Annotated in this window: 19 protein-coding genes, 6 tRNA genes and 1 other RNA gene; 13 read left to right on the forward strand and 13 right to left on the reverse strand. The window is 43.1% G+C overall.

The genetic code is table 11. The features are described 5' to 3' along the window. From UQW94_RS17860 to UQW94_RS17875, 4 genes are all read right to left on the reverse strand, one after another. On the reverse strand, nt 1–624 hold the full coding sequence (locus UQW94_RS17860; RefSeq protein ID WP_213986683.1) for a TnsA endonuclease N-terminal domain-containing protein: 624 nt from the start codon (nt 622–624) through the stop codon (nt 1–3). Nucleotides 625–744: 120 nt separating this feature from the next. Continuing rightward, nucleotides 745–841, reverse strand: an RNA gene (gene ffs, locus UQW94_RS17865) — signal recognition particle sRNA small type. Nucleotides 842–978: 137 nt separating this feature from the next. Next, nucleotides 979–2,982: a GGDEF domain-containing protein gene (locus UQW94_RS17870; RefSeq protein ID WP_213903576.1), complete on the reverse strand. Its 2,004-nt coding sequence runs from the start codon at nt 2,980–2,982 to the stop codon at nt 979–981. Between the two features lie 152 nt (nt 2,983–3,134). Then, entirely contained in the window at nt 3,135–3,878 is a 744-nt protein-coding gene (locus UQW94_RS17875) for a hypothetical protein (protein ID WP_005389942.1), read from the reverse strand. A gap of 257 nt (nt 3,879–4,135) precedes the next feature. Between UQW94_RS17875 and UQW94_RS17880 the strand changes: the two genes are divergently transcribed. After that, the gene (locus UQW94_RS17880) at nt 4,136–4,438 is read left to right on the forward strand and encodes a DNA base-flipping protein (RefSeq protein ID WP_005378570.1); all 303 of its coding nucleotides are present in this window, start codon (nt 4,136–4,138) and stop codon (nt 4,436–4,438) included. 30 nt (nt 4,439–4,468) lie between these two features. On the opposite strand, the gene UQW94_RS17885 is transcribed toward UQW94_RS17880, so the two are convergent. Continuing rightward, nucleotides 4,469–4,903, reverse strand: coding sequence for a YbaY family lipoprotein (locus UQW94_RS17885; RefSeq protein ID WP_054577989.1), 435 nt, complete (start codon nt 4,901–4,903; stop codon nt 4,469–4,471). 240 nt (nt 4,904–5,143) lie between these two features. Here UQW94_RS17885 and tesB point away from each other — a divergent pair, with 240 nt between their 5' ends. Then, nucleotides 5,144–6,004, forward strand: coding sequence for an acyl-CoA thioesterase II (gene tesB / locus UQW94_RS17890; protein ID WP_005378575.1), 861 nt, complete (start codon nt 5,144–5,146; stop codon nt 6,002–6,004). 68 nt (nt 6,005–6,072) lie between these two features. On the opposite strand, the gene UQW94_RS17895 is transcribed toward tesB, so the two are convergent. Further along, a complete protein-coding gene (locus UQW94_RS17895; protein WP_322142460.1) occupies nt 6,073–9,114 on the reverse strand; it encodes a cadherin repeat domain-containing protein in 3,042 nt (1,013 codons plus the stop codon). A gap of 456 nt (nt 9,115–9,570) precedes the next feature. Next, complete coding sequence (locus tag UQW94_RS17900) at nt 9,571–10,035, reverse strand: Lrp/AsnC family transcriptional regulator (protein WP_025998626.1); 465 nt, start codon at nt 10,033–10,035, stop codon at nt 9,571–9,573. Nucleotides 10,036–10,175: 140 nt separating this feature from the next. Here UQW94_RS17900 and UQW94_RS17905 point away from each other — a divergent pair, with 140 nt between their 5' ends. Then, nucleotides 10,176–11,270: a PLP-dependent cysteine synthase family protein gene (locus UQW94_RS17905; RefSeq protein WP_005389952.1), complete on the forward strand. Its 1,095-nt coding sequence runs from the start codon at nt 10,176–10,178 to the stop codon at nt 11,268–11,270. Between the two features lie 60 nt (nt 11,271–11,330). Here UQW94_RS17905 and UQW94_RS17910 read toward each other — a convergent pair whose 3' ends face one another. Then, the gene (locus UQW94_RS17910; RefSeq protein WP_005378586.1) at nt 11,331–11,648 is read right to left on the reverse strand and encodes a DUF1244 domain-containing protein; all 318 of its coding nucleotides are present in this window, start codon (nt 11,646–11,648) and stop codon (nt 11,331–11,333) included. Between the two features lie 214 nt (nt 11,649–11,862). Between UQW94_RS17910 and UQW94_RS17915 the strand changes: the two genes are divergently transcribed. Beyond that, entirely contained in the window at nt 11,863–12,438 is a 576-nt protein-coding gene (locus UQW94_RS17915; RefSeq protein ID WP_033905033.1) for a porin family protein, read from the forward strand. A 90-nt stretch (nt 12,439–12,528) separates the two neighbouring features. Here UQW94_RS17915 and UQW94_RS17920 read toward each other — a convergent pair whose 3' ends face one another. The 3 genes from UQW94_RS17920 to UQW94_RS17930 form a co-directional block, all read right to left on the reverse strand. Beyond that, nucleotides 12,529–12,726 carry a type II secretion system protein gene (locus tag UQW94_RS17920; protein WP_031781369.1) on the reverse strand — a complete coding sequence of 66 codons (198 nt, stop codon included), beginning with the start codon at nt 12,724–12,726 and terminating at the stop codon, nt 12,529–12,531. 221 nt (nt 12,727–12,947) lie between these two features. Then, on the reverse strand, nt 12,948–16,061 hold the full coding sequence (gene vmeF / locus UQW94_RS17925; protein WP_213874664.1) for a multidrug efflux RND transporter permease subunit VmeF: 3,114 nt from the start codon (nt 16,059–16,061) through the stop codon (nt 12,948–12,950). Next, nucleotides 16,061–17,155, reverse strand: coding sequence for an efflux RND transporter periplasmic adaptor subunit (locus UQW94_RS17930; protein ID WP_213874663.1), 1,095 nt, complete (start codon nt 17,153–17,155; stop codon nt 16,061–16,063). Before UQW94_RS17930 ends, vmeF begins: the two co-directional genes overlap by 1 nt. A 284-nt stretch (nt 17,156–17,439) precedes the next feature. On the opposite strand from UQW94_RS17930, the gene UQW94_RS17935 reads away from it, so the two are divergent. The 6 genes from UQW94_RS17935 to UQW94_RS17960 all read left to right on the forward strand — a co-directional run bounded on the left by UQW94_RS17935 (nt 17,440) and on the right by UQW94_RS17960 (nt 18,368). Next, nucleotides 17,440–17,524: transfer RNA gene (locus UQW94_RS17935), tRNA-Tyr, on the forward strand. An 84-nt stretch (nt 17,525–17,608) separates the two neighbouring features. Then, nucleotides 17,609–17,693, forward strand: a tRNA-Tyr gene (locus UQW94_RS17940). 83 nt (nt 17,694–17,776) lie between these two features. Further along, nucleotides 17,777–17,861: transfer RNA gene (locus UQW94_RS17945), tRNA-Tyr, on the forward strand. 84 nt (nt 17,862–17,945) lie between these two features. Continuing rightward, nucleotides 17,946–18,030: transfer RNA gene (locus tag UQW94_RS17950), tRNA-Tyr, on the forward strand. An 84-nt stretch (nt 18,031–18,114) separates the two neighbouring features. Next, nucleotides 18,115–18,199 (forward strand) — tRNA-Tyr (locus tag UQW94_RS17955). 84 nt (nt 18,200–18,283) lie between these two features. After that, a tRNA-Tyr gene (locus UQW94_RS17960) sits at nt 18,284–18,368 on the forward strand. Between the two features lie 601 nt (nt 18,369–18,969). Here UQW94_RS17960 and UQW94_RS17965 read toward each other — a convergent pair. Then, nucleotides 18,970–19,842 carry a Tim44 domain-containing protein gene (locus UQW94_RS17965; protein WP_005384268.1) on the reverse strand — a complete coding sequence of 291 codons (873 nt, stop codon included), beginning with the start codon at nt 19,840–19,842 and terminating at the stop codon, nt 18,970–18,972. 392 nt (nt 19,843–20,234) lie between these two features. On the opposite strand from UQW94_RS17965, the gene UQW94_RS17970 reads away from it, so the two are divergent. The 3 genes from UQW94_RS17970 to UQW94_RS17980 all read left to right on the forward strand — a co-directional run bounded on the left by UQW94_RS17970 (nt 20,235) and on the right by UQW94_RS17980 (nt 23,757). After that, a complete protein-coding gene (locus tag UQW94_RS17970; RefSeq protein ID WP_005382308.1) occupies nt 20,235–20,825 on the forward strand; it encodes a TetR/AcrR family transcriptional regulator in 591 nt (196 codons plus the stop codon). A 13-nt stretch (nt 20,826–20,838) separates the two neighbouring features. Next, a complete protein-coding gene (locus tag UQW94_RS17975) occupies nt 20,839–22,713 on the forward strand; it encodes an MFS transporter (RefSeq protein WP_005384269.1) in 1,875 nt (624 codons plus the stop codon). Between the two features lie 114 nt (nt 22,714–22,827). Continuing rightward, on the forward strand, nt 22,828–23,757 hold the full coding sequence (locus UQW94_RS17980; protein ID WP_213973147.1) for a YeiH family protein: 930 nt from the start codon (nt 22,828–22,830) through the stop codon (nt 23,755–23,757). Here the strand turns inward: UQW94_RS17980 and UQW94_RS17985 are convergent. After that, nucleotides 23,754–23,942 (reverse strand): hypothetical protein, encoded by a 189-nt coding sequence (locus UQW94_RS17985; RefSeq protein WP_017634658.1) that lies wholly within the window; start codon nt 23,940–23,942, stop codon nt 23,754–23,756. The two genes, UQW94_RS17980 and UQW94_RS17985, sit on opposite strands and share 4 nt — an antisense overlap. Between the last annotated feature and the right edge of the window lie 55 nt (nt 23,943–23,997).

The following is a 23,997-nucleotide window of genomic DNA, read 5'->3' on the forward strand; positions in this document are numbered from 1 at the left end:
TTAGGCCACCGAAATTAAAGAGTTTTCATCCAGTAAAACATCCAGTTTTGTCTTGGCTTTTCCCAAACCAATAAGACGCAGTACGGATGCAAAAACTTCACCAATCGTTAGGTTTAGTATTTCTGATAACACCTTAATGCAGATGGACGACGATTGATTAACAGCTGACCAAACTCTTTCTAAATGGCTAGAATTCTCAATGCAGCCACTATAGCGATGTACGAGTTTTAAATTATTAAGATGCACTTCGTTCCGAATTTGTCTATCGGTCACAAGTAATAGTGATGTTCCCAATTCATTCGCCATAAATTGATTTTGGCGAAACTTATCTTGGAATTCTGGCTGAAACGTTTTGGATAGTGGTTTTACTTCGATGAGATAGGACGTTCCATCTTTCTTATGAACTAAAAAATCAGGAGTGTATGGGTGTTCTTTACCCTGGTAAGAGAAACTGTAGCCTTTCGGCTGAGACTGGTAGCTAACAACATCATCCGAATATTCCAAATAGTAGCAACAGTCATATTCCAATGAGCTTTCACACATAACGGTGCAACCGTTTTTGGAACTAACAAACTTATAAACGTTTTTGTTTGCAGAAGGTTTTCGGAGATTGCGAACGTACATAAAGTGCCCCTGAATGTTGTAAGAAAACAACTCAATTTAGTTTAGGACACTTTATGGGTTTTAAAAGGACACCTTATGGTGTTTTTAGGACGCTTTATGCTTTCAGCGACACAAAGGGTGGGACCCCAGCCACATCCCGGCACACAAGTCACACGCTGCGGCTGCTTCCTTCCGGACCTGACCGAGTTCACGAGCTATTGTTGCGAGAGGACCAGAGCCCCATAATTCTTTTCGAGAGGTCTTGCCTCAATCGATGGGGCGATTATTCAGTATCAGCTCTCATAATGCAAGAGCAAAAACCTTGAATTTCATCATTTCATTACCGTTTGAACAAAACTCGATCAATTCATTCCTTTATGATGAAACCGTGCAGTCACGATAAGAGGAGTCGTGCCGTGAGGACTGCTTACTCATGTACATGTCTTCATCAGCCAAATGCATCGCTTGCTCTAAGCTCATGTGCCGTTCCCTTTTTGCAGAGAAACCAATAGAGATACTTATAGACTCCAAATCACTACATAATTTGCCTTTCACGTCGATTCTACTGAGCTCTCTCATTGCTCTAGTTAACTCGGCTTGCGTTGGATAACCCAGCAATATGAACTCATCCCCTCCAATTCGATAACATCTTCCCGACCAGACATAATGAATTTTTAGTGCCAGTAGTTGTAAAACTTCGTCCCCAGCGCGATGCCCATAAGTGTCATTGATTCGTTTGAAATGATTAATGTCTAAGTAAAGTATGGATAGATCTTTGTTTACTCCTTTTCGATACTTTACTTGCAACGCACGACGGTTCCTTAACCCTGTTAAGTTGTCAGTGTTCGATTGACGGTAAAGATAAAGCGAAACACAAATAGCAAACAATAATACAAAGATAAACACAGCTTGTGTTTGCGTCGCTAATCGAATCTCATATTCAAGTGCGGTACGCCAATCTGGGCGTACATCGTACTGAGCAATGATCTTATCAACTTCTAACATCGCTATCGCTCGACTGAAGAAAGGCGCAAGCATGGCTCCTTTTTCATTCGCGACCAATCCAACAGAGAGTTGTGACTCATAAAACTCGCCAATAGCGGTATCCTGCTCTATCGGAACCAGTTCACTGAGACGTAAAAAATGATTGAGCATCGCCGTATCCATCGGAATGTAATCGACTTCTTCATTTAATAGCCCCTGAATGAGCTCTTGTTGAGTACGATAACGTTTGAGTTCTTTTAGCGGTAACAGTTGCGTCATCATTTGATCGAAAAAGTCATCCTTAACCACGCCAATCCGCTCAGATATCAACTGTGAAACATGAGAGTATGTGCTCGGCTTGTAACCTAAACGCTTGACCATCACCGATGCTGGCGCGTAATGGGGCTTTGGAAAGTAGCTAAATGCGCGCCGCTCACGGCTGACCGTTAACGGCGCCAAAATTTCGAAATTACCTTGGATAAACTCATGGTACATAGAACCCCAGCTTTCACCAGGCTCACTAATGATCAAGCAGTTTAAAGCCAAGATCTCACAGCTTCTCAGGACTACATCAGCCGTCATCCCTTCGACACTACCATCTGCGTTGTATACAACATATGGAAAGATAGATTCGAGCTTAATCCGTATTGGTTCATTAAAATCAAGGGGCAATAAACGAATAGACTCACGCAACGCTGCTCGCCTTAATTCAAATTGATACTGGGAAATTTCTTCGCGAAGCTGCTTTTGCACCGCTTCTCCGTGAATAAACGTGGCGAACGTGTCCAACTCCTCAAGATGATGATCTTTTTTACTGATGATGGATACGGGCTTTATCGAAATCTGATCATTGAGCATCTTGGCGTCAAACCCCTCCATCAGCATCGGCTTGAGCTGGTTAATGGCATCGACAACGCCGTCCACAGCACCTGAACGTAGCAGTGTTACTGCTTGTTCGTGACCTTGATAAGAGATCTGTTCTAGCTCAGGGTAGTGTTGTTTAAGTAATTGGGCATAAACTGTATCTTTGGGGACGCCAACACGCGAAATGTCACTCAACGTCGAATCTTTTAAACCAAAGAGGTAGGTATATTCGATATTTGTTGGGCGGGAATAACTAAAACGTTGAGCACGTTCTTGTGTGTAAGTGATATTCGCAGCAAAGTCCGCTTCCCCATTCGCTACTGAATTTAGAATGGCATCAAAGCTGGAGTAGTTTACGTATTGAACGATAAAGCCAAACTCCTTTGAAGCAGCATTGAAAAGAACACGAGTGACGACATCATCCGCTTCAGTCGCGACTTTATAATGAGCAATTAAAGGGGCTTCGGCTTTTACATTCAAACTCAAGAGGCAACATGCAAAAAGCAACAGTGTTCGAGCAAAAGTTGTCATGACAAACTTATCTTAAATCAACCACTTATATTGTGGTTATTGTTATTGGAAGTGTAGTAAATATGAAATGAAGAACATATACTAATCTCCATTTTGTTCCACAACCAATTCGATACTCTGCCGCACATGTCACTTTTTACCTGACTAAAAATTCATAATTCAGCCTGTTCATCGCTACTACGTAAAATATAGTCAGTCATCCAAGCCGTCCCTAACAAACAGATCCAAACCACGAAAACAGGGTTTGGCACATCCGTGGTCGGGCTGACGACTAAAGCGGCAAAACCCACAGTCGGCAATGTCCAACATAATAATTTGCTCCAACGAATGGTATGTTGAAGCTTCGCAAGTGCTTCCATTGACGCTAACATTCCCGTCAAACTTAACGCCATAAGAACGGCGTACGGTAGGCCTGCAATCCACAATGGGAGCAACAAAAACAACGGCCACCAGCTGTGTTTATTGGATGGCGTCCAATGCGCAGCCGACCACCACATCGCCATAACCGCAATGGTTTGAACCACTGTAACCCAAGCAGACCCATCCAGCTTACCGCCTTGCTGTGTGACCATAAGACCAACTTGCAGTGTAAGTACAATAAGACCAGCGGTGAGCAACACACCTAAAGAGCTTCTACGAGAAAATACCACCATTAAAAGTGGGAAAAGGATCAAAACACCAACCGACAAAGCAATTGGCTGCATTGAGAGTGTCGCACCAAAAGCCATCATCGCGCCCAGTAATACTAGGCCAGCGAACCCACCTTGTGGCAGAACCCACAGCGCGGGGATCATAAGTGCAAGAACGGGAATGTCACCCTCGCTCAAACTCATCGCCCGAACGCAGACAACAGCGAGTAAGGTCGTAACGAAAAATTGAAGTGTCGATAAAATCATAGCGCCTCCTGGCTTCCCCACCTACTTGGTAACTCAACGGCAAAAACTGGGATTGAAAGTCGTTGAGAGGGTCTAGATTCAAGCTTAGCTTGCGTTTGCTTCATGCTGTTTAACGTTCATCAACCAACGACACTACAGAACAGAAAATGTAATTCTTCAAAGTGAGTCGCTGATAACACAAGGGTTAAGAACCGTTAGCAATATACAAGTCCAATGGTTTACCATTCCTTAGTAATCCAAAATAGACACTTTTGAGTATGGACCAATTTTTAGCGCAAATCTTTGCTGTAATTCACCAAATTCCAAAAGGAAAAGTATCCACCTATGGGGAAATTGCAAAAATGGCCGGTTATCCGGGCTATGCGAGACATGTTGGTAAAGCACTGGGCAACTTACCAGAAGGCAGTAAACTCCCCTGGTTTAGAGTGGTAAATAGCCAAGGAAAAATATCTTTAAAAGGCAGAGACTTAGAGCGACAAAAAAAGAAATTAGAAGCAGAAGGGATTGAAGTCTCGGAAGTTGGCAAAACTTCACTTAAAAAATACAAATGGCAGCCTTAAGCTGCCATTTTTTGTTCTTAGTACGTCGTATTAACGTGTTCCAACTAGACGAATATCTAATTGGTGAGTTTGTGCTTCATCAGTAATAACACCGTTATGTGTGTCGCTGATAAAACGCAGCTTTCCATCTACCTCAATGCGAGCACGAACGCTGTAACGATGGTTTGGTTTGATTTCATTGCTGTCGTAACTCAACTCAAAAGAAAGAGGAACTTGCTTACCTTTCGTTTCAAATGTCTGTTTCGCCAACACTTTTGCTGGCGCATCCGCCAAGGACACATCTTCTAACGCAATAGTAACCACTGCGTTTGGTGGCAAGGCAATCCGCTCGCGATAAGCCACTGTACCTGTAATCGTCTTCATTGACGCCTCTGTAGATTCCATTTCTGTATTTTGAGAAGTTTGGCAACCCACTAACGCAGCCCCAAAGAGTAGAGAAGTAACAAGTAGTAGTGTTTTTTTCATATATTCCTCGAAAAGAGCATTAAACCGAAGCAATTATAGGTGTGGAATATAAAACTGTCTGCTTCCTGTCACTTTATTTGACAATAGTTTGACTGAGTTAGAATTTATCAAACAATTGATTTTGTTTCATAATTGGAACAATACTATTTCTAAGTTACTCAATAGTTCTTAACTATGCCACTTCACAAGAGTGAGGCTGTTGAGGTAACTTGGAATGAAAGACAACGGTGAGGAGACACAATGAGTAAACCACTACGAGAATTGCTCAGCCTACTACAACTCGAAAAATTAGAAGAAGGCTTGTTTCGTGGCCAAAGTGAAAACCTAGGTTTGCCTCAAGTTTATGGCGGTCAAGTAATTGGGCAAGCACTTTCTGCTGCGCGCTACACCGTTGAAGAAACACGCACGGTACACTCCTTCCATAGCTATTTTTTGTACCCTGGCGATCCAGAAAAACCTATTATTTATGACGTAGAAAATCTGAGAGATGGCCGTAGCTTTAGCACTAGACGCGTAAAGGCAATTCAAAATGGACGCCCTATTTTTTACCTAACCGCATCCTACCATGGCGATCAACCTGGGTTTGATCATCAAAAAGAAATGCCAGATATCCCTGGTCCAGAAAACTTTGCCTCAGAGAGTGAGCTCGCAAGCCATATTGCAGAATTTCTACCCAAACGCTTACGCAAAACATTTTGCGGGGAAAAGCCAATCGAAACTCGCCCCGTTACGGTTATCAACCCTTTGAAGCCCAAAAAAGCAGAACCCAAACAGTACCTTTGGATTCGTGCTAATGGTGAAATGCCAGAGAATCAGCTAATTCACCAGTACCTTCTGGCCTACGCATCCGATTGGGGATTCCTTGTAACAGCAATGCATCCACATGAAGTCTCATTAATGACGCCTAACTTTCAAGTGGCCACCATTGACCACTCTATCTGGTTCCATCGCCCGTTTAAGATGGATGAATGGCTTCTATATGCGATAGAGAGCCCAACGGCGAGCAATACTCGTGGGTTGGTCCGTGGCGAAATATACAACCAGCAAGGTCACTTAGTGGCGACCGCCGTGCAAGAAGGGGTGATGCGCTACACGAAATAGCTCGTGTTCGCTAGACGAAAAAAGGAGTGCTGTTCCGCACTCCTTTTTTAATGGGTATCAAACGATGATTAATTTGGTTGATACTTCATGTTAACAACCGACCATTCGTAAAGTGATTTCGGGTAACCATATTCGCCTTTCCCGTAAATGACATTTGGGTCGGCATAGAATCCACCTTTATTCGTTGCTAAAAATTCACGAACCCCACGACGATAAGTAATCACAGGTGCTACTAACTCATACTCTACCTTTTCCATCTTCGAGTCATCAATTATTAAGAACCGAGTCATACGAATCGTGCTGCCGCTGGTGCAGTACCCTGGGTCATCATAGTCAATTGCTTCAAAAGGCTTGAGATCATCTTCGAACAGCTCTGATGTACATCCATCAAATCGAGCTAAGTGTACCCACGCTCCTTTTATTAGAGTTTGGTCATCGTTACCCACCGGCTTGAATGCAAGTAGTGCAATCTTACCTTTGCCGTATAATTTCAATTCTTCGTCCGTTGGCTCACGCACTGAACGAACGTTCATCAAACCAAACTCACTTTCTTCTAAGTTAGAAAACTCACGTGCATTTAGCGTGCTAAACAATACTGTTTGTTCAGTTTCAAGCAATGTATATTGATCCGCAACACCTTCATCTGCAAAGCTTAGATACAGCTGGACTTTCTTACTTTCCAACGCTTTGTAATCTCGAGATTCTCCTTCCGAAACGTCGAGAGAAATCCAACGTCTTTTTACTGGTGGGAGGTCAAGTAACGTCAGCTCTTCCTTATCAACATCTAATGAAGCGACTCCTTTAATTGTTGAGCTGGATATTTGATAGCTGCGGTTTCCTATTGGTGTACCAAAGTCTAGCTTAACCTTTTTAAATGGTTCAAATTCCACCTTCATTGTAGAAGCACTTAAACCAGGGTGATTCGCTTTGTTAATAGTGCCATTTACGACGATTGTTTTAGCTTTGTAGTTGCGCCCAGTAAGAGTAACCTCTAATTGGTACGTGCCTGCATGCAGGATTTTCAAACGCCCTGTATCAGGAGAAACTAGCTCGACCACAGGGTCTTTTTGGTTAATAAGACGGTAACTTGCCTTCGCAGTCCCACCACTCATCACTGGTGAGATAACACTACCAGCGGAGAATTCTACCGTTGGGTAAGTAACCGATACAGGGTTTGTGCCTTGTTTAATCGTGACCGAGAAACTACTTTCACCCGGATCCACTTTGTCGTCCCCCGCATCCGAAACAATAATTTTTGTGCTACCCGCGTTAAGAATTTGCATGGCACCCGTTTGGCTGTTTAAGGAAACCACATCTGTTGCAGCGTTGTCTGCAAATCGGTACGTAACTTCTCCAACCGTACCAGAGATTTTCGGCGCAACAAATGTTTGGCCAACCTTCCAAATCTCTTCCACATCGGATTGAACTTCAATTCGGCTCGGCGCACTCAAAATTGTCACATAGACTTTTTGATCAGGACCAACAGTATAATTCGCGCTCTCTTTTCTGCGCACAGTTAGCGTCGCTTTACCCGCTTTATACACATGGAGACGTCCTTCACTCAAACCACCGACAACATCTGGTGCGGTGTTATCTACAATCTCAATTTGCTCGTCAGCACTCAAACCAAAATCACGGTGAAGATCAAAACTGTATTTGTTGCTGTATACAACGTCATAATCGTGCGTTGCCATCGGTTGGCCTTCAGCCTTTGCAACTTTAATGACGACATTAAATTGAATAGGTTGGTAGAACTCCCCACCATCGTCTTCAAACTTAAGGCCGTACTCACCCGCAGTCACTACCTCCAACTTGCCGTCAGTCATTCGTAAGCCATTAGGTAAGCTGCTAACTAGATTTACGTTACCTTTTTGCCCTTTAAACGCCAGAGGGATTGAAAGATTTGGTTGATAGGTAAGCGGCATTTCAATGTCTTTTATAACGGGATGAGGCGCGCGATTAACTTCAAGATCAAAACGAGTTTTGCTTGCAGGATAATTACGCATATCATGCTCGTAAATTTCCACTTCAGCAGCACCAACACCTTTGATCAGTAATGCTTCACCATTTTCTGTTTTAGCAACAACGTCTTCACCACGAATGATTCTCAGCTCATAGTCACCGTAGGCGTTCGTCACCTTAGGGAAAATTCGTCCACCTTCCTCATAAGTTGTGACGATATCCGCTGCGCTGATTTCTTGACGCTTGCCTTGTTTTACATCCACAAAAAATTGCGCTGTTTGCTGTTTATCCAGAAACGCGTCGCTGTAAGTTGCTGTCGCTTCAACCGTTAATTGCCCAACATTATGAACAAGAAGCAAACCCGTTTCAGGGTCTAGCAACTCGGCCACCTTGCTGTCTGGTACGCTATTTATAATTTTGTAAGAAATACGTTGCGTTTGAGCTTTATCTAAACGCACTGGTTCTAACGTCAACCCTTCTCGATACTCGTCTTCAAGCAAAGCGAACTGTAATTGCCCCGGAGCTACTGCATGCAGTTTAACCGTAGCGCGAACTTGTTTCGGCAAGTAAAAGTCGTTACCTGAATCAGTAATCAGCACCGATGCCTGACCAACTGAACCTAATGAATATACCGAACCGTTCTCATCAACACGAATCAAGTTATGACCACTTTCTACCTCATAACTCAGTTCGCCTTTTTGGCCACGGACGATCAACGCTTTTCCTTCTGACTCAATCGCATTGAAATTCAGATCACTCACTGAAAGTTCAGTATTGATGCCTCGCTCTACAGTGACAGAAAATCTTGCTTCAGAAGATTCATAAGCAGAGCTACTATCTGTAGCAAGAATCGTCGCCGTTCCTGGGCGCAGAATTTGTAGTATTCCTGAGTCATTAATTTTCACGACATTTGGCGGATTAGAGTCAATGACTTGGTAAGATACCGACCCATGTACATTGCTCAGTTTTGCTTCAGTAACCGTTCCCACTCCTTCAAACTTCAATACCGTGTCTTCAACTTTTAATTGCGGACGGTTCTGCTTTGTTATCGTAGTTGGTGTCTTCGTATTGTTCGGCTTAGAGTCTCCCCCACCGCCACAGCCAGCGAGTAAAGCTGCGAGAAAAAGCAAATAGTAATTTCTGTTCATTTTTAGTAATACTTTGTTACATACAAGATGGGGCGATAATAATACGATGTTTTATTAATCACTATCCCCATTTTTGAGTACTTTATTACTTAAGTAATTGCTACTGTATTAATCCTAAAAACAAATACTCAAAAATAGCGACCAAATTACATGAAAAAACAAAAAGCAAACGTTTAAATCAAACCCTTCCATTAATTTAGTAAAAATTAATATTCAATAAAATAAAACATGAAAAAGAAAGAGAAAAAATTGCGTTATTTTTTCTTTCATTATGATGTACAGGATTAATGGACTGTAAAAACAAATGGTTAATGAAAAATAGAAGAGAGAATAAATATCGTTTATATTTATAAAAATCTGGTAGGAAATAGTTTTAAAAGCATAATCAAACTACCTTTTAACATTTAAAAAACTAAAAGGTAGAATTAACATTAGATAGAATTCTTATAGGGCGAGTTATTTTAGGATTGGTAACTCTGTTGTGTATTTAATGGACTCCATAGCAAATGTTGAAGTCACATTAGATAGCCCTTTTACGCTATTAACTAACCGCTTATAGAATTCGTCAAAACACTTCATATCTTTGACTAGTACTTTCATCATGTAGTCATACTCGCCAGCCATACGATAAAACTCCATTACCTCAGGAAAGTCACTCACAGTTGTAACAAAATGGTGATACCAACCTTCGGAATGATCAATCGTTTTTAACTGAACAAATGCAATGAAAGATAGCTCGAGCTTTTCTGCACTTAACAACGCCACGCGTTTTTCGATGTAGCCCTCTTCTTCCAACCTTTTCAAGCGCTTCCAGCATGGTGTTGTAGTAAGATTGACTCGCTCAGCCACGTCATTTAATGACAAGGTGCTGTCGGTTTGTAGTAAAGCAAGCAGCTGCTTATCTATTCGATCTAAACTCATTTCTATAAAATCCATAAAATGTAGAAAATTTTTCTACAGATATCTTTATTAAGAGTAACAATAGCAAAGTTTTTCTCGAAAATTATAGATAAATTATCCCTATCTAATACTTATCTATCGATTTCCCAAGGAGAGACGCCATGTGTACTGACCACAATTGGATCAACAATGCAGTGCGTAAAATTGAAGCAGACTTCCAACGTTCTGCTGATACTCACTTATTTAAACTCGAACTACCTTCTCTTGATGGTATCGATATCTATCTAAAAGATGAGAGTACGCACCCTACAGGCTCTCTTAAGCATCGATTGGCGCGCTCATTGTTTCTTTATGCTATTTGTAATGGATGGATTGGTCCTGAAACCACTGTAATCGAGGCGTCCTCAGGCAGCACTGCCGTTTCGGAAGCGTATTTTGCGCGTTTACTTGGCTTACCGTTCATTGCTGTTATGCCGAAAACCACCGCACGTAAAAAGATTGAACAAATTGAGTTTTACGGTGGTAAAGCGCATCTTGTAGAGCGCTCAGATCAGATTTATGACGAGTCTCGACGCTTGGCTCAAGAGCTAAATGGTCACTACATGGATCAGTTTACTTATGCTGAACGTGCGACTGACTGGCGCGGTAACAACAACATCGCGAACTCTATCTTTAGCCAAATGGAGTTAGAAGATCACCCGATTCCTAGCTGGGTAGTGATGAGCCCTGGAACAGGCGGCACATCAGCAACCATTGGCCGTTTTATTCGTTACCAAAAGTACGACACCAAGCTTTGCGTGGTAGACCCTGAAAACTCAGTGTTTTACGACGCTTTCCAGTCAGGAAATCACTCATTGAAAGGTGATACTGGCAGCAAAATTGAAGGTATCGGGCGACCACGTGTCGAACCAAGCTTTATTGCTGGTGTCATTGATGAAATGCGCAAAATTCCAGACGCAGCCAGTGTGGCAACTGCCCATTGGGTATCTCAGCTGATTGGGCGTAAAGTCGGCGCATCAACAGGCACCAATCTTTACGGCGTGCTGCAATTGGCTTGTGAGATGAAACAACGCGGTGAGAAGGGTTCTATCGTGACGCTTCTATGTGATTCTGGAGAGCGTTACCTAGATACGTATTATGACTTAACATGGGTAAAAGAGAACATCGGCGATATTCAACCTTACTTAGCTCAACTCGAAGTCATTCAAGCAAAAGGTTGCGTTGAGCCAGCTTGTTGCGGCTCAACTAACGCTTAACGTGCAAACTGGACTTTAAAAACAGCCCAACTTCATGCGGGCTGTTTTTATCGCTGGGTTTTACTTTTTCTGGCGCGCTTCAAACGCAGCCAATTGTTCTGGCGTTGCCGCTGGTTGATGATTTTGTTTCCATTCATCGTAAGTCATCCCGTAAACACGTTCGCGAGCGTCATCAATATCTAAATCCAAACCGAGATTTTCAGCCTCAGATTTATACCATTTGCTAAAGCAGTTTCGACAGAAGCCCGCAAGGATCATCAGGTCGATGTTTTGTACGTCTTTGTTGGCATCTAAATGCGCCAATAAACGGCGAAATGTCGCCGCGTCTAACTTATCTTGTTCTTCTTGAGTCAAGTTTTTGTATTTGAATTCAGCCACTTTCCTTTCCTTCTCTCTTATTTAGCTAGCTTTCGTCACCATATCTAGTTAGTCGGTAGTCATGAGTAAGAAGTATGCTTTAGCGCAACAATTCCTATTCTAAAATCACTACCTTTGATAAAAGCTGATATGATAACTACCATCCATCCTATTGATTAAATTAACATTTAAACAAATCATTACAACGGTCTTTTACCAAGGTTATCGTCTAGTTATGAAAAACGCCATTCTATTATTGTCTGCCTTGACCATTAGCGTGCCAACTTTAGCTGCTCAAGAACAAGCTCATCAATCTTATTTTTATCTGGGTACTGGTAACGTTGGTTTTGATACACCGTATTTTGGCTCGGATAGAGACAATGAGTGGTCAACACCACATATCACAGTTGGCTGGGGTTACCATGTAAACCAATACCTCGCGTTTGAAGGGGTTCTGCGCTATTCACAAAATGAACTTAAGAACGATGCTCTAAAAACTGACTTAGATCTTCACTATTACCAAGCAGGTATGTCTGCTGTTGTAACGAGTGATGACTTAGGCGATACGCCACTATCACTATTCGGTCGCGTAACAGCGCTTGGCACTCAAGCCGAAATGTACGTACCAAACGAACAAAAAGTCACAGATGACTCAGGCGCACTATTCAACATCGGTGCTGGCGTCCATTGGGATATGAGTACAGATATCTGGTTACGCGCAGAGTACATTTATAATGTCGCAGATATGGGTTTTGAAGATTTTTACGACAGCTACGAAGGTGTACAAATCAGCCTAGGGAAACGCTTCTAACATTAGATAGCACCAAGTTTCCATAATTGAAAAACAAAGAAGCCGAGAGTTTTGCCTCGGCTTCTTTTAGATTCTATAATATGTCGTCATTTACTGAACAGAGAACGTTTCTGTTGCCTCTTTGTTCACATGGTTGCTTGGTTGACCAGCATCGAGAGAATGCAAAATACCATCTTGACGATCTTTTAATGCATTCGTCAACGTTGGAAGTGCGGTAGTTGCTAGCAACGCCATAACACCTGCAACTAAAACCATTTCGACCATGTAACTACCACGTACTTTTTTCAAGGAAACACCTCAATAATAATAGGCATAGGCTGCTTTCCTAGCATTAAACCTAACAAGGCCCAACATTCAGTCAAAACGATGAGCGAGTCCTGTGCCCCTCGAAGAAGTGGCGAAATAATAAACAAAAATAATCATTAAATCTATAAGTAATCACTATCTATATAAAAAAACACCGAACAAAAATTGCCCGGCGTTTTCAATCAAAGCTTTACGTGCTACTGCTAGGGGTGGGCAACACGGCCCTTCGTATCATGGCTAATTGCTTTGTTTAACTCTGCTTCTACATGACCTGGTGCTTGTGTTTTCGCCGAAATCAATCGGTACATTGCCGGGATAACAAACAAGGTCACCAATGTCGCAAACCCCATCCCGAAAAAGATAACCGTACCCACGGCAATACGGCTCTCATAACCCGCCCCTGTCGATACGATCAACGGAATTGCGCCAGCAAGTGTGGTAAACGCAGTCATCAAGATTGGACGTAGACGTCGCGCGGCAGCATCAATGATCGCTTTTTCAAACCCAACGCCACGATCACGTAGCTGATTGGCAAATTCTACGATCAAAATACCGTTTTTCGTCACCATACCAATCAACATGATCATGCCGATCTGACTATAAATGTTCATACCTTGGCCCATAATAACCAAACCAAGAAAGCCACCAAAGACACCCATCGGCACCGTAAACATGACCACTAACGGGTTTACGAAGCTTTCAAACTGAGCCGCCAACACAAGATACGCCACTAGCAGTGCCAATGCAAACACAACAGCAACACTCGCTTGGTTCTCTTTAAAGTCTTTCGACTCCCCCGAATAACTCACCGAAATGTCACCCGGTAAGTTGTCGATGGCTTCCTGGTCTAGGTAATTCAGCGCATCTCCTAATGTATAACCTTCCGACAGGTTGGCAGTAATAGTGATGGACTTCTGTTTGTTGTAGTGAGAAAGACGAATAGAGGCCGCCACTTCTTCAATTTTTGTGACCGCATCTAACGTCACTAGCTGACCGCTATTCGTGCGCAGATAAATCTGACTTAAATCTGCAGCATTATTAAAGCTATTTTCATCACCGCGAAGATACACATCGTACTCTTCGCCACGCTCAACATAAGTCGTTTCGCTTTTACCACCGAGCATGATTTCTAGGGTGTCAGAAATGTCTTTAACACTGACTCCTAGCTCTGCGGCACGCTGTCGGTCAACTGTAACCAATAACTCAGGCGTTTTTTCCGAGTAATCTATCTCTGCTCCTTCCATCATTGGTGATTCTTCTGCTTTGTTCTTTAGCATTTCAGCCCAAACAACGAGCTCATCGTAATCAGAGCCGCCTAATACGAACTGAACTGGCTCACTCGAACCACCTTGGAAACCTGGCATAAATGGGAACACTCGAACATCTGGGATACCTGCCAATTCTTTCCGTACTTTGTTAAGGGCTTGCTGAGCCGTGATATCACGTTCGTTCCAATCTTCTAGAATCATGATCACAAAGCCTGTCTGGTCTCCTGCCTGGCCACCAAACGCTGGCGTTTGGATGCTGAATGACTTCAGATAACCTTGCCCTAGTAATGGCATCAATCGGTCTTCGACAATATCCATATTGGCTGACATACGATTGTATGACGTAGCATCTGCACCGCGCACAAACGCAAATATCACACCGCGATCTTCTTGTGGGGTCAGCTGGGCCGGTACCTGATTCATCAAGAAATAGCTACCGCCCAAACAAGCTAGAATCACCAGCGGAGCAGCCCAACGTACTTTCAATGCGCCTTTCAATAATGCGCGATAGCCACTCTCAAGCTTGCTAAACAAGCGATCAACCGCTTCATTGAATCGATTTGGTTTTACATTCGCTTTCAAAATCTGACTACCTAATACAGGAGTCAGCGTCAGGGCAATCAAAGAGGAGAATATGACCGACATAGCCAGCAATACAGAAAACTCTGTAAATAGTAGACCTACCATGCCATCCATAAAGGAGATCGGTAAGAACACCATCACCAGCACTAATGTTGTTGCTATAACAGCAAAACCAACCTCTCTTGTGCCTTTATATGCGGCGAGTAATGGCGATTCACCGCGTTCAATATGGTGGAAGATATTCTCTACAACCACAATTGCGTCATCCACCACCAAACCAATCGATAATATCAACGCCATCAAGGTGATCAAGTTGATAGAAAACCCAAAGTAGTACGCGGCAATAAACGAAGAAATCAGAGAAACAGGTACCGTAACCGCAGGAATTAAGGTTGCACGAGCTTGGCCGATGAAAATGTACAACACCAAAATCACCAAGCCGCCCGTGATAAATAGCGTGCTGTACACCTCTTCGATTGAACGCTCGATAAATACTGTCGCGTCGTAATCTATCGCAAGACGTGTACCTTCTGGTAAGAACTTCTGGATGTTATCGACTTCAAAACGAACCAGCTTAGCAACCTCTAACGGGTTTGCGTCTGACTGCGGTACCACACCAAGACTGATGTTTACTACACCATCGCTTTTGAAGGTTGAGTTTTCGTTTTCTGCACCAATGAAGACATCTGCTACATCTTTTAAATAGATAGGTGTATTGTCGCTTGCGCGTTTAATGACAAGATATTGAAAATCTTCAGGCGTGTTATAAGTACGAGCCGTACGCACGGACATTACCGTTGAGTCGTTACGAACTTCACCACCTGGGCTTTCTAGGTTCTCACTTCGCAAAGCTGATGTAATGTCCGAAGCTGTAACTGAACGTCCAGCCATTAGTTCAGGCTTAAGCTTCACGTACATTACCTTGTACAAACCACCGGAGAGATCAATGGAGCTAACCCCAGAGATCAGGCTAAAGCGGTCCATCAATACACGTTCGGCATAATCCGTTAATTGAGTACGGTCCATCTCTGCAGAACTGAGATTGATGTAGAGCGACGCCTCTCCCGAGCCATTGTTCTTATAAACAATAGGGTCATCCGCTTCATCAGGTAGCGAGCGCTGAGCACGAGCCACGGCATCCCGCACGTCGCTTACACCTGTATTGAGATCGTAACCTAACTCAAACGTGATCGTGATACGCGACATGCTGTTACGAGTAGTGGAGCTAATTTCATCAACTCCACTGATCCCAGAAAGCTGGTCTTCCAAAACGGAGGTAATTTGGCTTTCAATAATAGTCGCCGATGCACCCTCATAACGCGTACTGATAGAAACGACTGGGCTTTCTATATCAGGCATTTCACGAACGGCTAATTTGGTGAATGACACAAAGCCAAACACACACAACAGCATGCTCAGAACCAACGCCGCGACAGGGCGTTTAACTGAAACGTCGGACAGTAACATTAGTTTTCTTCCTCATCCGATTCACTGTCATTGCGTGTCACATCCGTGGTGTTCGCTTTTAGTGGCGCGACAATTTCTTTCACTTCGACACCATCACGCATGTTAACAATGCCTTGAACCACAATCTTGTCACCAATCTCAACACCAGATTCGATCACCACCTCGTTACTAACACGAGCACCTAGCGACACTTCTCGACGAGTAGCTTTGTTGTTTTCATCAATTACATATACAAAACGTTTAGTTCCGGAGTATTCAAGCGCTTGAACAGGAATGATTGGCGCCTTAATAGCAGGAAATGCTAGTGAAGCGTTCATCAACATGCCCGGCTTCAATTGATTTTCTGGGTTATCAAACTCAATACGCACGCGAAGATTCAGTGTTTCGGCGCTGATACGCGTATCAATACCTGTGACTTGACCAGTAAAGATCTGGCTACCCCATGCACTGGTTTTAGCGATGACTTCCATACCAATAGAAAGCATCGATAAATAGCGCTCCGGTACTTGCAAATCCAGTTCCATGACGGAAAGATCATCCAACGTCAAAAGTTCAGTACCCGCACTGACCATTTTGCCGCGGCTAAAATCGATAAAACCAACAGTACCAGAAAATGGAGCAGTAATATGGAGATCAGCTAAATTGGCTTGAGCAGCATCTAGCCTCGCTTGTGCTATTTCAACACTGGCTTTTTGTGCATCGATTTCAGTTTGAGTAATCGCATTCCGCTTAACCAAACGTTGGAACTCTTTTAACTTACGCTGTTCATCTTTTAGATACGCCTTTGCCTCAATCAAAGCGGCTTGAGCCTTATCGTCATCTAACTTAATTAATAACTGGTCTTGCTGGACATTTTGATTCGCTTTAACAGCGATTTGATTCACTTTGCCGGCGACTTCCGATGCGACAACCACAGACTCCGCTGCCTTTAATTTGCCGATAAGAGTTAAGGATTGATTGATCTCGTGCGTTTCTACTTGTTCAGTCACAACAGTAACCGCTGAGCCTCCTCGCATCGCAGCGCAAACCGATGGAGAACTCAGTAATATAGAAAGCGTTAAAACAGATAACGATAACGTGGCTTTCATGCTCATGATATTGACTTCTAAACGAATAAACTTATGTCATTAAACTGCTTACAGTTTATCAGTAGATACGGTGTTTAACGTCAAGTAGTGTAAATTCAAGTAAAAAGCGCGCTTCTCTTCTGTTCAAAGGACAAACAAAACGCTGACTTTCTACCATCTTTGCCCAAAAAGACAGCATTCAACGTAAAAACGTAAGAAAAACGCTTTACAGCCTGAGCGAGTTTGCTATGATTCGCTCCGCACTTGGGAGATGAGTTGGGAAAACATCTTACTAAGTATAAAAATCCTCTGGAGGGGTTCCCGAGTGGCCAAAGGGAGCAGACTGTAAATCTGCCGGCACTGCCTTCGATGGTTCGAATCCGTCCCCCTCCACCATATTCTTTCTTATGTTTTTCCTTTAAACGTGAGAACAACTTGAAAGCTAGGTTGGGAAACTAACTTTTAAGTATAAAACACCCTGGAGGGGTTCCCGAGTGGCCAAAGGGAGCAGACTGTAAATCTGCCGGCACTGCCTTCGATGGTTCGAATCCGTCCCCCTCCACCATATTCTTTCTTATGTTTTTCCTTTAACGTGAGAACAACTTGGAAGCTAGGTTGGGAAACTAACTTTTAAGTATAAAACACCCTGGAGGGGTTCCCGAGTGGCCAAAGGGAGCAGACTGTAAATCTGCCGGCACTGCCTTCGATGGTTCGAATCCGTCCCCCTCCACCATATTCTTTCTTATGTTTTTCCTTTAAACATGAGAACAACTTGGAAGCTAGGTTGGGAAACTAACTTTTAAGTATAAAACACCCTGGAGGGGTTCCCGAGTGGCCAAAGGGAGCAGACTGTAAATCTGCCGGCACTGCCTTCGATGGTTCGAATCCGTCCCCCTCCACCATATTCTTTCTTATGTTTTTCCTTTAAACATGAGAACAACTTAGAAGCTAGGTTGGGAAACTAACTTTTAAGTATAAAACACCCTGGAGGGGTTCCCGAGTGGCCAAAGGGAGCAGACTGTAAATCTGCCGGCACTGCCTTCGATGGTTCGAATCCGTCCCCCTCCACCATATTCTTTCTTATGTTTTTCCTTTAACGTGAGAACAACTTGGAAGCTAGGTTGGGAAACTAACTTTTAAGTATAAAAATACCCTGGAGGGGTTCCCGAGTGGCCAAAGGGAGCAGACTGTAAATCTGCCGGCACTGCCTTCGATGGTTCGAATCCGTCCCCCTCCACCATATTGAAGAAGCCAGCTCATTGAGCTGGCTTTTTTCGTTTCAGGATCTTGATAGCATAGTCCTACTACCACGAACCTTTCACTCCTCACCGAAACTCTGCTCGATTTAATACCTATCACAGTAAATAAGTGATCAGAAATAGCGTAGGGAAAATGCTTGAGAACAAGGCGCAATTTTTCGATAAGTAGTTATTCTGCAATCAAAAATTGCAACGCAGTTATCGAGTATTTTAACAAGCTAGAATGACCAGTTATTTACTACGATTGGTATAACCTATACTCAATCTCACTAAAGTAACCAACCCCATGTGAAGCTCCACAAACAAAAGGCTGAGGAGCAAATCTTTACCCTACAAACAATGTACTAGCTATTTTGATTTTGTTAGTTCGTATGGCCTTAATATGAATGTTCAATATAACTAGGAAAACACTTGAGGACTTACTAGAAAAAGGGGGCTCGCAAAATTAGAGCAAAAGTTATCAAGCGGACTCAATTAGTGATGTTTGTGTAAAAGCACGTACAAGAAATATAAATGATAGATACAAAAAATCCCGCAGGGGGTGCGGGATTTTTACTAGTGGCTAAATCGGTTTAAAGGTGACTAGCCTTGAATACCAACGATTAACCATGGCGCATTAGGCGCAGTCAAGTCACGCTCTAGGTGCCAGATATCTTCGATTTCTTCTTCAACACCTTCTACTGTGTCACGGTAACGACCGCTAAACTGTAGACTAAGCTGTGCTTTATTTGCATCGTAATCAGCACGGACGATCTCTGCATCAACGTACATTACATCAGTATGCTGCTCACCGTCGAGCTTCGCGCGCTCTGCTTTTAGGTCTTCAAACAAGCTTGGAGAAACATATTCTTCAATAGTTTCTAGCTGGTTGTGATTCCACGCACCTTGCAGGATTCGATAGTGTTCACGAGAACCATTAATGAACGCTGCTTGGTCAAAACCCGGTGGGTAGTTATGTGGTACGTCTGTTTGAGCGCCAAAACCACCAAAGCCACCATTATTTGTGTTTGGTTGTTGCTCAAAGTTTTGCATGTTTGGTTGCTCAAACTTAGATGCGTTGCCACCAAATGCAGGCTGTTGACGATGCTGGTTCATACTGCCCTGCTTCGCACCTAGCATACCGCGCATTAGTTTAAAGATGACAAAGGCAATCAAACCAATAATTAGGATATCCATAAACTGGATACCTTCAAAAGCACCGCCAAAGAATGCAGCAAGTAGACCACCAGCAAGAAGTCCGCCTAGCAGACCACCCATAAGGCCTTTCTTACTTGAAGACTTTGTCGTCTGATCTTTGCCGACCGTATTGGTGTTTTGTTGCTGTTGTTTCGGTGCTGGTGCAGTTTTGTAGCTCTTACCGAAAGACTTACTGCCACCAAACTTCTTCGCTTCCGCGATAGGCGTTACAGCAACAGTAAACATCAATAAAGCAACAATAGAAAATAAACGTTTCATCGTTATCCTTAAAGTTAGCTATCTAAGATAGTGCCCCATTTTCAAGACGAAACAATCGTTGTTTCAAACAGTAGCACGCCAAAGATGATTTTTAAGTCATCATACTCTGTATACCGATTGATGAAAATAGCTTATAGAAGCTGACATGTATCAGAATATTGCCAAAAATGCAGACTGCTCACACTGCTTGCAATTCAGCTGAAGGCGCTTGATCAATGTAAAAAAAGTATGGAATAAGTTCACTAATACTCCAGATTGTTTTACTTGAATTAGAATCAGTGACACAACTCAGAATCCTACACCTTGAGGGCACTTGGACACATTGCCTTGTTGACGGTTAATAGGTAGCTGACTATCATATTGAACGATGTTCAATAAAGTAGTTTGAGAGTATGGCGCGCAGAAACGATCACACCCGAGAAGAGTTAGTGAATTTGACCTTAACAACGGTCAAAAACTTTTTAGATGAGAATTCTTACCACGAACTCAGTCTTCGTAAAATCGCTAACATGATTGGTTACGTGCCAAGCACATTGGTAAATGTTTTTGGTAATTATAATTTGTTGTTGCTTCATGTTGTCGCTCAAACTTTAGATGAGTTATCTCAAGAAGCACGCAAAGCGACTAATGACAGCAAAGACTCCCATCAAGCGCTTTTTGAACTCGCTTATTGCTACCACGATTTTGCTCAAAAACACCCATACCGTTGGCAGTTAGTGTTCGAACACAACATGAATGGAGCAGAACTTCCGGAATGGCATGCCAAACGTATCGATGGTATGACGGGAATGCTAGAGTCACTATTGGCTCAAATCGCACCACATCGTACTGAATCCGAAGTGATTCAAGCGAGTCGAGTCCTTTGGTCTGGCGTACATGGCATTACTTTACTCAGTGTTGATGATAAGTTTTTCTCTAGTGAACCGATTGATGGCAAAGAATTGATCAGTAATCTTCTTTCTAACTACCTCACGAACTGGTAACAAAGGATTATCCATGTCATCCGACAGACAGCCGTCCTTACTTACGCAGAGAAAGTTCCTGCCCTATTTCATTACTCAGTTTTTTGGCGCTTTCAACGACAATATTTTTAAAAACGTTTTGCTGTTGTTTGTCGCATTCGCTGGCTCCAGTGCACTGCCTATTTCGAGCAATTTGTTCATCAACCTTGCGGCAGGCTTGTTCATTCTACCGTTCTTTCTGTTCTCTGCTTCCGCTGGCGTATTAGCCGACAAATATGAAAAGTCATGGTTTATTCGTAAGGTCAAACTATTTGAAATAGCCATCATGCTGTTAGGTGCCATCGGATTCATAACCGAAAGTTATGGTGTGCTTTTATTGCTACTGTTTTTAATGGGCACACAGTCAGCATTTTTTGGCCCAGTTAAATATGCCCTTTTGCCTCAAAAGTTAAATGCTAAAGAATTAGTGCCCGGCAACGCTCTTGTTGAAGCTGGTACCTTTATCGCCATCCTTATTGGCACCTTAGGCGCTGGGATTATAGCCTCTGCAGACAACGCAAAATACCTCGCCGCATTTTGTGTCGTGATCTTCGCATTGTTAGGCTACTTGTCGAGCCGCTCAATCCCCTTTGCTGCAGCCAGCGCGCCCAATCTCTCTTTTCGTTGGCAACCATACAAGCAAACCAAACACACGCTCTCTATCGCCAAATCCGATCGAGTTGTTTTTCAATGCATAATGGCAATAAGCTGGTTTTGGTTTTTAGGCGCCGCATATCTAACACAATTTCCGAATTTCACTAAGATTTACCTAAATGGCACCGAGAGTGCGGTGTCTTTCTTGCTCGCTCTATTTTCCATTGGTATCGCGCTAGGGTCGCTACTTTGCAATTGGATCTCAAACCATCGTATCGAAGTCGGTATTGTGCCAATTGGTGCCTTTGGCATTACGGTATTTGGGTACCTAATGGCCACTTCCATTCCCAATGATCTACCTACTTTCCATAACTTTGTAGACTTCTTTAGATATGAGCCTTTTTGGCCATTATTTTTCTACCTATTGATGATTGGCGCTTCGGGCGGTTTGTTTATCGTGCCTCTTTACGCATTAATGCAGCATCGAGCAAAGGAAACCGAACGTGCTCAAGTCATCGCAGGGCTCAACATTTTTAACTCTCTGTTTATGGTCGGCAGCGCTGTCTTAGGTATTGTGTGCCTAAGTGTAATCAAGATGACAATTCCTCAGCTGTTTGCATTGTTAGCCATTTTAAATTTCTTAGTCGCCGCTTACATCTTTTTGCAAATTCCTATTTTTGTAGTTCGCTTTGTCATGTGGATGCTTACGCACACCATCTATCGAGTTAAGCATAAGAATCTACACAACCTACCCGAGCATGGTGGGGCATTGATTGTATGTAATCATGTAAGCTACATGGATGCATTGCTACTTAGTGCCGTATGCCCAAGGTTGATTCGTTTTGTGATGGAGGAAGATTACGCCAACCTACCTCCATTAAGGCGCTTTTTACGTCGAACTGGGGTAATTCCAATTTCAGCGAGTAACAGAAGCTCTATCAGACGTGCATTTAACGATGTGGAAGCTGCGCTAAGCGAAGGTCATATCGTCTGTATTTTCCCTGAAGGAAGATTAACTTCAGATGGTGAAATGAATGAATTCATGCGCGGTATTGATATAATCCTACGTCGTAGTCCAGTACCTGTCATACCTGTTGCACTTAAAGGCTTATGGGGAAGCTATTTCAGCCGCGCAAAAGGTCGCGCATGCTGTGGCTTACCGACTCGATTTTGGTCAAAGCTAGAAATAGAGGCAGGACAACCGGTGCCACCAAACGAGGCAACGGCAAAAACAATGTTCGATAAAGTGCATCAACTTAGAGGCGACTGGCGATAAATACACTTGAACACATGTTTAGGATAACTGAACATGTGTTCAAATCATTAAGACAAACTGACCACACCCAGTGCGATATACTCTCCCTTTCATTCACAACAGCGAATAAAAACCTTGAATAGAAACTACCTCCTGTTTGGATTGGCGTTACTTTTTTGTCTAACCCCTCTTGCCTCCTCTCCCATTGCTCTAGTTATCGGTTTTCTACTCGCAAGTTTTGGTTTTGTGCCTTCCGAGCTGCCCATCGCTTCTTTTACTAAAAAGCTGCTGTCTTACTCGATTATTGGCTTAGGCTTTGGCATCAACTTCGAGCAAGCACTTGCAGTCACATCGGATGGTATCGGCCTGATCATCGCCACTATTACAGGCACACTGATCATGGGCACTCTCATTGCCAGGGTAATTAAATTGGAGCGAGTAACCGCTTACTTAATCTCATCAGGTACTGCAATTTGTGGTGGTAGCGCAATTGCTGCTGTGGCACCGGCGATTAAAGCGAAAGACGAGCAGATTGGATTAGCACTGGCAACAGTGTTTGTCCTGAACTCCATTGCACTCTTTGTGTTTCCTGTGATTGGACATGCTTTAGGGCTAGATCAACACACGTTTGGCACATGGGCTGCGATTGCCATTCATGACACATCTTCTGTTGTCGGGGCTGCCTCGGCCTATGGGGAAGAAGCACTAACGACGGCAACAACATTGAAACTCGCGCGCGCTTTATGGATCATTCCTGTTGCTTTTATCAGTGCCGTCATCTTTTCAAGAGGCCAAAAAGAGAATGGAAAGAAAAAACTAGCTATCCCTTATTTCATTTTTTGGTACTGTGCAGCTATCGCGTTTAGCGACTTCTTTCCTCAATTTGAAATGGTCTATCACGGCATTTTCATTGGAGCAAAGCAAGCGTTGGTTGTATGTCTGTTCTTGATAGGTTGCAGCATTTCAATTTCAAAACTAAAGTCAGCTGGAGCTAAGCCGCTGTTGTTTGGCGTGACTCTGTGGGTGTTAATTTCGACCACTTCTCTAAGTTGGTTACTGTTTTAGATATTGGTGGTCTGCTTATCGCGTTGAGGGGACGGTATTTCCCGTTTGCTATTTTTGTATATAACGACCAACGCAATAGCGATCAAAAATGCCGTTAGCTCTGCAAGAGAGCGGGCTAGCCCTTCACTACTTATCGCGATACCAATTTGTAGTGCTACTGCCGCAATTAAAACTAGCTTTGCCATCCTGAACCTTATGCATTTTCTCTCCACGAAGAAGCATAATTATGATTCAGAGTTA

Origin of the sequence: Vibrio sp. PBL-C16, from assembly GCF_034321865.1 — a bacterium.
In the GTDB taxonomy this organism is placed as follows: domain Bacteria; phylum Pseudomonadota; class Gammaproteobacteria; order Enterobacterales; family Vibrionaceae; genus Vibrio; species Vibrio alginolyticus.